This window comes from Nitrosomonas marina, assembly GCF_900111605.1.
Classification (GTDB): Bacteria; Pseudomonadota; Gammaproteobacteria; order Burkholderiales; family Nitrosomonadaceae; genus Nitrosomonas; species Nitrosomonas marina_A.
The window spans coordinates 1-9,886 of sequence record NZ_FOIA01000054.1 but is presented as its reverse complement, the minus strand read 5'-3'; the positions used below and the strand labels follow the sequence as shown (position 1 = coordinate 9,886).

7 protein-coding genes are annotated in these 9,886 nt (G+C 38.5%); 2 read left to right on the top strand and 5 right to left on the bottom strand.

Annotation, left to right across the window (positions count from 1 at the left end; all coding sequences use genetic code 11):
- Positions 1-86 precede the first annotated feature (86 nt).
- A complete protein-coding gene (locus BMY62_RS15220; protein ID WP_143058842.1) occupies positions 87-413 on the bottom strand; it encodes an HD-GYP domain-containing protein in 327 nt (108 codons plus the stop codon).
- A gap of 672 nt (positions 414-1,085) precedes the next feature.
- On the opposite strand from BMY62_RS15220, the gene BMY62_RS15215 reads away from it, so the two are divergent.
- Together BMY62_RS15215 and BMY62_RS15210 are read left to right on the top strand one after the other, a co-directional pair.
- The gene (locus BMY62_RS15215; RefSeq protein ID WP_177170420.1) at positions 1,086-4,943 is read left to right on the top strand and encodes an ATP-binding protein; all 3,858 of its coding nucleotides are present in this window, start codon (positions 1,086-1,088) and stop codon (positions 4,941-4,943) included.
- A gap of 149 nt (positions 4,944-5,092) precedes the next feature.
- On the top strand, positions 5,093-6,268 hold the full coding sequence (locus BMY62_RS15210; RefSeq protein ID WP_090661943.1) for a response regulator: 1,176 nt from the start codon (positions 5,093-5,095) through the stop codon (positions 6,266-6,268).
- A gap of 373 nt (positions 6,269-6,641) precedes the next feature.
- Here the strand turns inward: BMY62_RS15210 and BMY62_RS15205 are convergent, their stop codons facing one another.
- From BMY62_RS15205 to BMY62_RS15190, 4 genes are all read right to left on the bottom strand, one after another.
- Positions 6,642-6,986, bottom strand: a complete 345-nt coding sequence (locus tag BMY62_RS15205) for a type II toxin-antitoxin system PemK/MazF family toxin (RefSeq protein WP_090661941.1) — start codon at positions 6,984-6,986, stop codon at positions 6,642-6,644.
- Positions 6,973-7,200 carry a hypothetical protein gene (locus BMY62_RS15200; protein WP_218143003.1) on the bottom strand — a complete coding sequence of 76 codons (228 nt, stop codon included), beginning with the start codon at positions 7,198-7,200 and terminating at the stop codon, positions 6,973-6,975. Before BMY62_RS15200 ends, BMY62_RS15205 begins: the two co-directional genes overlap by 14 nt.
- A gap of 445 nt (positions 7,201-7,645) precedes the next feature.
- Positions 7,646-9,340 carry a potassium channel family protein gene (locus BMY62_RS15195; protein ID WP_090661935.1) on the bottom strand — a complete coding sequence of 565 codons (1,695 nt, stop codon included), beginning with the start codon at positions 9,338-9,340 and terminating at the stop codon, positions 7,646-7,648.
- A gap of 46 nt (positions 9,341-9,386) precedes the next feature.
- Complete coding sequence (locus tag BMY62_RS15190) at positions 9,387-9,761, bottom strand: DUF6394 family protein (RefSeq protein ID WP_090661932.1); 375 nt, start codon at positions 9,759-9,761, stop codon at positions 9,387-9,389.
- Positions 9,762-9,886 lie beyond the last annotated feature (125 nt).

Here is a 9,886-nt window from a genome sequence, read left to right as displayed (position 1 = left end):
TTATCAAACCAGATCAAGTTTAAAAATGCCAATTCTGCGATGACCTTAGCTGGTCAGGATTATGTGCGCCTGATTAGCGGTTTCTTTCACGTTAATATTTTAAAACCAAAATCAACATGCTTTTGAACTAATGAATATTCAGATTTTGTTAGTTTTGAAGGTTTATTTACAATGTAATCGTTTATTAAAAGCATGCCAACATCATGTATACCTGCGCCAATAACTAAAAATTCAGTTTCTTTTATCGTTAATTCTTTAAATTGAGAAAATAAAGCAGCAAGTTTCTGGATGCGCTTTAAATAATGTCCTAACTCCGGGTTACGGCCTTCAATAAGTGCCATTAACAATAGATAAAGGCCGTGCTCAGCATTCAAATTAACCATAACCGCCCAATGTGACGTTGAATTTTTCATTAAGTTCCACGAGTAGTATCGATAGCAATGCGATCTTTGCTATAAAAAAAGATTCGACACTATCTAAGTGAAAAATTTCAGATTCAGTGAAAAAACAACTTTTTCATTCCGGAGGTTGAATGCCAATTCCGGAAATCTGTTTCGTGGCAATTAAGAATCGAAAAATAGTAAGAAATTCAATATAGAGGGATATTTTCTTAGGCCTCAGCTTATATGCTAGCGACTTCTCTAATCAACGTAAACTTCAGGGATGTATGCGAAGCTAATACCCGAAGGCCTATCATTGATTTTGCTCAGATGGAAGAAAAATAATTTCTGAGAGACAGAGTAAATTTAGTGTGAATGCTCATTTTTTTAACCGGAATAGCTGTTCATACTGAACCAGAATGGCTGTTCAGGTTAGGCCGGAATATACAATCAGATTAAAGTTAATCTGCGCAACAAAGGTAGTTGTCGATGGTGTGATTATCTTATGCTTATTTCTGATGTAGGCAGAATATATTTCCAGGTAAATTTGGCATAGTTTTGAGTATCTAATTATAGCTTAATCTTCATAGAGATTAAGTTATGCTCCCTGCGATATACGAAAATCCCCTGTAATTACAAATGAGCATATATACACAATATTTGTATAAATACATAATCACATCCGCGACAAGATTAAGTTATTTTTTGGCTAATAGTTCCTCATGGTCAAAAATGCTTTTGGTTGTACTGGTCTACGCTACATGTGCATATTTAACTAAGCTGTTCAATTTTCTTGATTACTACAATCTGTTTGCCGGAATACCAGCTGGACTTGCTTTTGCTATATTTATTATTTGGGGAACACGCTTATGGCAATTTATTTGGGCAAGTACTTTCACAGTTGATTTTATTCATAATTTAAGTCAATTTCACGATGTAGAATCGATCACCATCCACATAATTGCTGCATTTTTTACCGCAAGTGCTTCGGTTCTTCAGGCGTTGATCGGAGCACATTTTGCGAGACCATACCTTAGGAGCTCGAATCAATACCTTGATATAGTAAAAATATGGGCTCTTCTTTTTAAAATTGGTCCAATTGCATGCCTGATTTCTACCACCATTGATACGTTTGTTCTATATCAATTCAATGGACTATATGGCAATGCAATAATGCTATCTTGGATCTCTAATTATGCGCTTGATATATTGGGAATATTTGCATTAACTCCGATTGTTGTTTTTTATTCGCAGTCAAATGTGTTTTTCGGAAATGGTTGGCGACGTCGAATATCTATCATTATCTATTCTTTGTTAGGTACTGCTTCATTATTAATAGCAGGTCTTTTTTTGATGAACCATGATGTAGACCGCAATTCACACTTTACCTTTAAAGAAAAATCTAATGAAATCATCTTGTATGCCAACAATTTAATCAAGGCTAGTGAAAACCGACTACGTAGCATCGGTGCTTTGGTCAAGAGTAATGAAAAATTAAATTTATCAGAATTTGTAAGCTTTAATCAGAATATAGAAACACAAAAATGCCACATTACTTTTTCCTGGATTTTAAATGAAGGATTCAATAAAGAATCTGGAGTATTTAGCCATCAATTTATTTATCCAGAAGATCATATGGATAATCTTTATGGTAAAAATATCGCTGAACAAGTACCCAGACAGGCTCTTCATGATTCAATGAAAACTGGGCGACTGGCTTTGGCTAAGTCAATCAACTCAGATAGACATGTTTGGTGGTTGATTCACCCTGTGTTTGCAGACGGGCCACTGGATGCAAATCAATTTAATACAAACAAATTGCTTGGTTTTGCTGCTGCACAAATTAATATGCTGTTTTTCTTTGAGGATTTATCTTCCAAAGCAGATGATCTGAATGTTGCACTACGAATAACAGCAATTGCTAGCTGGAATTCATCAACAACAATTTTAGAACATAAAATTCCAGCTCAGTTAGCACCAGATTTGACAGATCAACTGAAGTCAATTTTTGCAAATAAAGGTTTGCAAATTGAAATGTGGAATCTTCATGATAATGGCCTCATTTGGCAAACTGGTCCTATAGTATTACTTTTTTTCGGCATTATTTTAATGATGCTGATTACTGCATACTCCTTAAATACAATGGGATATAGTTTTTATTTGGAGCGGAAAATATCAGTACGCACTCGTGATATAGAGTTACAAAGCGCTAAAACCAATGCACTGGTTAATCATTTGAAAGATGTGGTTTTGACAATGGATAAAAATGGGATTGTGCTATCGGCTAATCCCGCAATTAATACTATTCTTGGGTATACAGGCAAAGAAGTTGTCGGGTCCAGTATAAGTTTCTTGATCCCAGAAATGCTTTGTAGTGAACACAACTGCTGGCTCCATACTAGAGATACAAAATCTATAGAATTTGAAAAAGAAACAAAAGCACAACATAAAAATGGCCATTTTTTGCCAGTTCAATTATTTATTAATGAGTATGTTGTGAAAGATGAGCGGTATTTCTCAGGAGTGTTACACGATTTAAGTGCACATAAGAAATTAGTGTCTGATGTGGAGGCAGCTCGAGATAAAGCTGAGGCTGCCAGTCAAGCAAAATCAGAATTTTTGGCAAAGATGAGCCATGAAATTCGCACGCCAATGAATGGTGTTATTGGCATGCTCGAAGTCTTGACCCAATCCAGCCTACAACCAGATCAGATAGAAGTAACCACGATAGCAAAAGAATCAGCGACTGCCTTACTTGATATTATCAATGATATTCTTGATTTTTCCAAGATTGAAGCTGGCAAACTACAACTAACCAATGAGCTGTTTTCAATTGAAAAAGAGACAGAAAAAGTGTGTGCATTGCTTGACCGCATAGCGGATCAGAAAAATGTCGAACTGCTTTTTTTCGTTGATCCCGAGATTCCTGGTCAATTACATGGTGATGCGCTTCGTATACGCCAGATTCTTTATAATTTAATCAGCAATGCTATTAAGTTCTCAAGTAAATTGAAGCGACAGGGATCTGTATTTGTCCATATAAAACTCGACTCTTCTAATCAAGACCAATTATGGTTGCAATGCGAAGTGTGTGATAACGGCATTGGCATGAGTGAAGAAATACAGTCGCAATTATTTAATGCTTTCCAACAAGGTGAAGCTTCGACTACACGGCGTTTTGGCGGGACAGGATTGGGGTTGGCTATCAGTCGTCAACTAGCGCATATGATGGGAGGAGGAGTCAACGTTCGAAGTAAATTGAACGAAGGCAGCACATTTTATCTGCGATTACCATTTCAAAAACGGAGCCCCACGAAACTAAATGAATGTGAATCTAAGTTTTTAGCTGATTTGTCCTGTGTAACCATAGGCTCCAAAGATGGTTTCATCTCGTATATTGGGCATTATTTATCACACGCGGGTGCACACGTGCAACACGCTAATTGTATTAATGATATTAATTTATGCGATACAACTATTTCAGGCAAGCCATGGGTCTGGTTGCTCGATGCCAAAGTTGATTTTTCTTTTGGATTACTTCACACAATAATCAGTCAGTATTCACAACAAAATATACGTATTGTAGTTATTGGCCGTGGAAGACGCAGAAAGCCGCGTTGCCTGGGGGATAATCTTTTTCTGATTGATGCTAATGTTCTTACTCGTAAGAATTTGTTACACACAGTAGCTTTAGCGGCCGATTTAATCCAAGACATAGAGTCTGTCAACGATAACATAATTTGTAAACCAGTAACGGAAACGACAGATCTGGGAAATTATCTATATTTGGATAGTCCTATTTTGGTCGCTGAAGATAATGAAATTAACCAGAAGGTTATTCAACGCCAATTATGCTTGTTAGGTGTGAAAGCAGATATTGCTGAAGATGGTCGTGAGGCGCTTAGACTATGGAAGATCAATAAGTATGCAATGTTGCTTACAGATATACACATGCCTCATATAGATGGTTATCAGCTTACAGCTACAATTCGTGAAGAAGAGGCCAAAGCCAATAAAAATCAAATTCCAATTATCGCACTTACTGCGAATGCATTGAAAGACGAAGCCGAGCACTGCAAAAATATAGGAATGGATGATTATCTTTCTAAGCCGGTACAATTATCCGTTCTGAAAGAAAAAATAAAAAAATGGCAAAATCCATCGAAAATTAAAATGGAAAAGAGTTTGAAAAATTCGGAAGTTGCATCGAATCCGGAAGCTGCATCTATTGATGTCAATGTCTTAAGAGAATTAGTTGGTGACGATCAAGCAGTAATATATGAAATGTTATCTGAGTTTCTTACAAGTGCAGCCAAAATTGAAAGAGAAATACAGCTAGCATGCGAAGCTTCCGATTGCGAACAAGCAACCAGGGCTGCGCACAAATTAAAATCTTCTGCACGCAGTGTTGGAGCTCTAAGATTGGGTGATATATGCCAACAGATCGAGCAAGCGGGGAAAAATGGTAAAACTAAGTTGTTGAAAGATTTGTATACCAAATTTAAATTAGAAATGGTTTACGTGAATAACAATTTAATCTCACTAAATGAGACTGTTCAGTAGCATAGCAAGAGTCAGAGTTGTTATAGAAATGCAATGTGAAGCAAAGGCTATTTAATATGAATTCTATGACTACATTGATATGCTTAATTTAATCTGAAATATGCATTGATGCCTGCATATTTGGTTTATTACCAAAGAAAGCACTTTTTATGAACCGCTCCTTGATAAATACCGCCTCCATCTTAGTTGCTTCGGATAACAAAAGCGATGCGAGTGTCGTGCAGAAATTACTTTCTGCAGATTATCCAAATACAAGAACGACAGTAGGCCTAGACCAGGCATCAAACGATTTTAATCAACACCAACCGGATGTGCTGGTGTTAGTTTTTAAAGAATTGGAAAAATCTGAGCGTTACTGCTTAGGATTGTACCGACAAAGCTTTGCGATTCAACTACACCCCCACCGTACAATCGTTTTATGTAACAAAGATGAAGTTCGTCATGCCTACAATTTATGTCGAGAAGGAATATTTGACGATTATATTTTGTTCTGGCCTATGACAGTTGATTCATTTCGTCTCTCGATGTCTGTTTATCTAGCATTGCGCGCACAAGCCAATCTCAGTAGTGAAATGCCAACGGCAGCTGATTTTGCAGTCCAAGTGAGAAGACTTGCTACATTAGAGAAAATGCTAACTGATCAGTTAGCGCAGGGAAATAATAGAATTGACGCGTTCGATCGAGCTGTTTCAGATGCTACCAATCAATCATCTTCATCACTTGAAAATTTTTCACAGCGTCTTATGCAGGGTACTTATGATGATATTGTAAAGGTAAAAAGCAGTGATAAACTGCAATTGGAGCTTGAACAACTTAAACGAGACGCCTTTGAAACGCCTTATCACACACTTGCTCAGTCTACTGACCCGCTCAAACAATGGACTAATGAGTTTTACCAAGCGAATAATACTCATTTAAAGTCGTTACGTGAACTAAACGCGCTTGCTAATAGTATCCAGCCATCCTTATTGGTAGTTGATGATGACGAGTTTCAACATAAAATTATTAGCTCTATTCTTAAAGAAGAAAACTACAACTTAATTTTTGCAGCAAATGGTTACGAAGTATTTAATATAATACGAAATGGCCGACCAGATCTTATTCTTCTTGATGTCATGCTGCCTGATATGAGTGGAGTAGATATAGTAAAACAAATTAAAACTTCTTCACGTCTTGCAGAGATTCCAATTCTGATGATTACCGGGGCAAGTAAAAAGAATGTAATCCTGGAAAGCCATAAGGCTGGTGCGGCGGATATAATCGTCAAGCCATTTGTGCGTGATATATTCTTGGATAAAGTGAGGTCTTTACTGGATAATCCTTAATTGGTTTACATTTTAAAAAGAAGTGGATCCGGCAAAATGCCTGTAATTTATCATCTCAGAGTGGATACTTTTCAACACTGTTTTCCACTCAACCCTGGATAGTTTTGCACGCTGATTGACAGCAAACAGTTGCGCCGTTCACAGATGCTGGGTTATTTCAGCACATTACCACCCTGTTTAATCCCAGATTTTCCATTAGCGATTTCCCAATAACGAAGAACCAATCAAATAAACAACTTTTGTCGAAATCTCCTGGAAGAAAAGCTTGCAGATTTAAGCAACTCAAATTTTTAGAAACAACTTTATATTCAACAAGTTTCTCTAATGGCTTCCATTGGAAATTTTCCTAACGGGAAATCTGGGATTAACGAAATCACATACCCAATTGCAGCCGTATAATACGCTCGATTTCGTCCATTTCATGAGCAGTAACAGTTCCTATTTTGGCGGAAAGGCGTAATTTGCTTATGGGGGTAAGCTGATCGGCCATAGCTTTGCTGTGTTTGTTTTGAATGGTTACCAAGCATTCGGCAGGATAGATGTTTTTGACAACACTTGTGAGTGGAATAACCTGAATACGGTTTAGAGCCTTGTTTGCAATGTTATTGCTAATGATTACTGCCGGACGGGTTTTTTTAATTTCACCACCGATTGAAGGATCAAAACTGATCCACCAGATTTCTCCCCTTTTCGGAACAATGGTGCTATGTTTCGCCATGGGTTAAATCAGTCATGCCTTGCTCAGCCCATTCAAGTGCTTCCTGTTCACGTTCCTCATCGGCGGCCATAGCCATATAGCCCGCTTCAATATCATCAGCGACGACGTGCGGACGTGCCATATCGTTCAGGAAACGACTGATATTACCGCGCCCTATACGCGCATGTAGGCCTTTATACACTTCGTCATCTACTGTAATGGTTAATTTCTTCATCATACCACCTATACGTATTTAATACGTATTATCACATTTTGTTTAATTAAAATCAATTTCTCATGCGGTGAGTCATTATTTCTAATCTTTCGCGTAGTATTGAATCTCAAAAATCAACTGAACAACCATCGACTTTGTAAATCAGTCGTTGAAATTTTTCCAGTGTCAGCGTCTATGGTGAAGAAAAACTAAACCGTAAAAACAATTGCATAATTATTAAACTGGTAAGTTTGGGTGCTATTTTTGAAAAAAACTGGCAAATCTTCAATGCTGATTGACACCCTTGGTTATATCCAGAAATATTTTGTTAAATTCAAGCATTATAAAAATAGGATTTCTCAGAAGAAAAGAATAAGAAACGATCATGAAAAATTTTAAGGCCAATTCACACAGACATGATTTATTGATCAATTGCAGGCTGATCAAACAATATCTAAACTCTTTTTTATTCCTTTAATTTCTGACTGATCCACCGCCATACAAGACTATCTGGAATTTCTTTGCCACTAATAATATAGTTGAGTGTTTTGGGATCGTTCATGACATAGGCTAATGCATTCTTGGCACTGGTTCGGCCGCAAAATAGAATCTGGTCTCTGCGTTTGATTTGGAATGTGTAGTCAGGCAGAAGAATATGGTCGTTTTCTCGCACTACCATTAACGGCACAAGATCAAGTTGAATGTCGCGATTGCCGGGATCGCGCCTCAGGTTATCGAGGGATACTGTTATACCTTGAGAAATAAGCGTAGCTACTGCAGGAACAGAATGATAATCGACAGTGACTGACCATGTTTCAGGCACCTGCTCTCCTACCACACTCACCAGATGCGCGATCAACTGGTTCGCCCATTTATTAGACTGATTTCGTGCCAGCAGAAGAAATTGTGCGAGCAAGGGAGACACCATATGGGCGAGACACTCATGTGCGATGATATCACTCGGTTGCATCGATATATCAGCCCTGAACTGTTCAAACAAAATATCGTTGTATCGTTTGTTCTTTCTAATAACGACGAACAGATCGGGGTTGATTTCTCGCGCAGTAATCACGATAGAGAGATTGTTGATATCATTGTCCGTTCCGGCAACGATACCAACTGCATCCCTGATACCGGCTTCTTCCAGAGTCCTGGCTTCGGCACCGCTACCTAAAATATATTCTTTACATCCGGTCAATTCGGGATTGGCTTCAACGATAACAGTGGTCATATGTTCGCGCTGCAAATTCTTCACAATAGATTTGCCAAAACGTCCATAGCCACAGACTACCCATTTGCCGATAGGTGGACAGACTGGTGACTGCAGGATTCGCTCCGGAACGCCTGTCAGCCATTCGTGCAACAGATATGTGCCAAGGGCGTGCACTTCCATTGCCAGGTATTCTCCAAACAGCGTATACGGGTTGATTATATGGTCCGTACCAAAAGATGCCATATTCGAGGCTGTTTCGACATTCTCGGCACGTCCCAAAACCATTAAAGCGGGATTTACAAGCTTAATTGAAATAGCAATTGCCAGATTTGCCTGATCATTATTAGTAAGCGCTGCGACACCGGCACAGAAAGGATGCCTGGCTCCTGCCTTGATTAAAATGTCAGGAAGGCACGCGTCAGCGCACAGTGCCGGAATATCGTATTGAAAATCTTCCAATTCAAGCTCATTGATTCTGAGTTGAAGTATATCTATCACAACAACACGTATATTTTTGTGATCCAGCGCATTGACAAGCAAACTGCCGGTTTCACCATAACCGCAAATAATATAAAACGGCTCGCTCAAGCTTTTGACAGATTTCGCAAATCGGGCGGTGGTAACGGCTATTTTCAGGCTGACATCCTGAAACAGTGTGATTATCTTACCAATTGCATAAAACCATACTATTACCGTTAAATAAATGGAAAATGTCATCCACAGGCGTTGCATGGTACTGAATTCATGCGGCACCTCGCCAAAGCCAATTGTTGTAGCCGTATAACTTATGATGTAAAACGCCTGAAATAATGACAGGTATGAAACTTCACCGTCAATTATTATGCCTGGCATCAATGTCAGTCCGCCCACGGCAAAACCGAAACTGACTATTACAGCAATCAGCGGTATCCGCATGCGGCGCAAAATAAGAAAAATGATGTTATTCATTTTCGAATTCTGGCTATACCTGTTCAGGGTAACATTGATCGATCGCCTATCTGCGAAGACTGATCGTTTCAGCGATCAGCAGAACGACGGAAATAAAATTTGCCAGCAGTGCGCCTCCTGATAAAGAAACAACATGATTAATCATAATGGCTTCTTCGGGCGTGCCACTTATTGCTGCATACAAAATGGCAGCGGCGATCAGATGTAAATCCGCAACCAGGCTGGTAGCCAGATGAACCGCTCCGATCTGGGTCCTATCCCCAAATTTCAGTACCGTAGCTATGAGATTGACAATAATTGCAGCGTACAATTCATAGGGATGATGATGTATGGGATTGTCAATATCGCCTATGAAAAAGCCATAATTCAGCGACAAAGCGAGCACAATAAAAAAACCGAATACTACTTTTTCAAGATTCATAACTGATTTTGACCCGTTGGAATAAACATGAACTAGAGTTTAGAGTTTCAGCACTCCAAAAGGAAAAAGATATCATCAAAAGGAAAATTAACATCAAAAAAACTTGACATTGTGGCACAAAAATC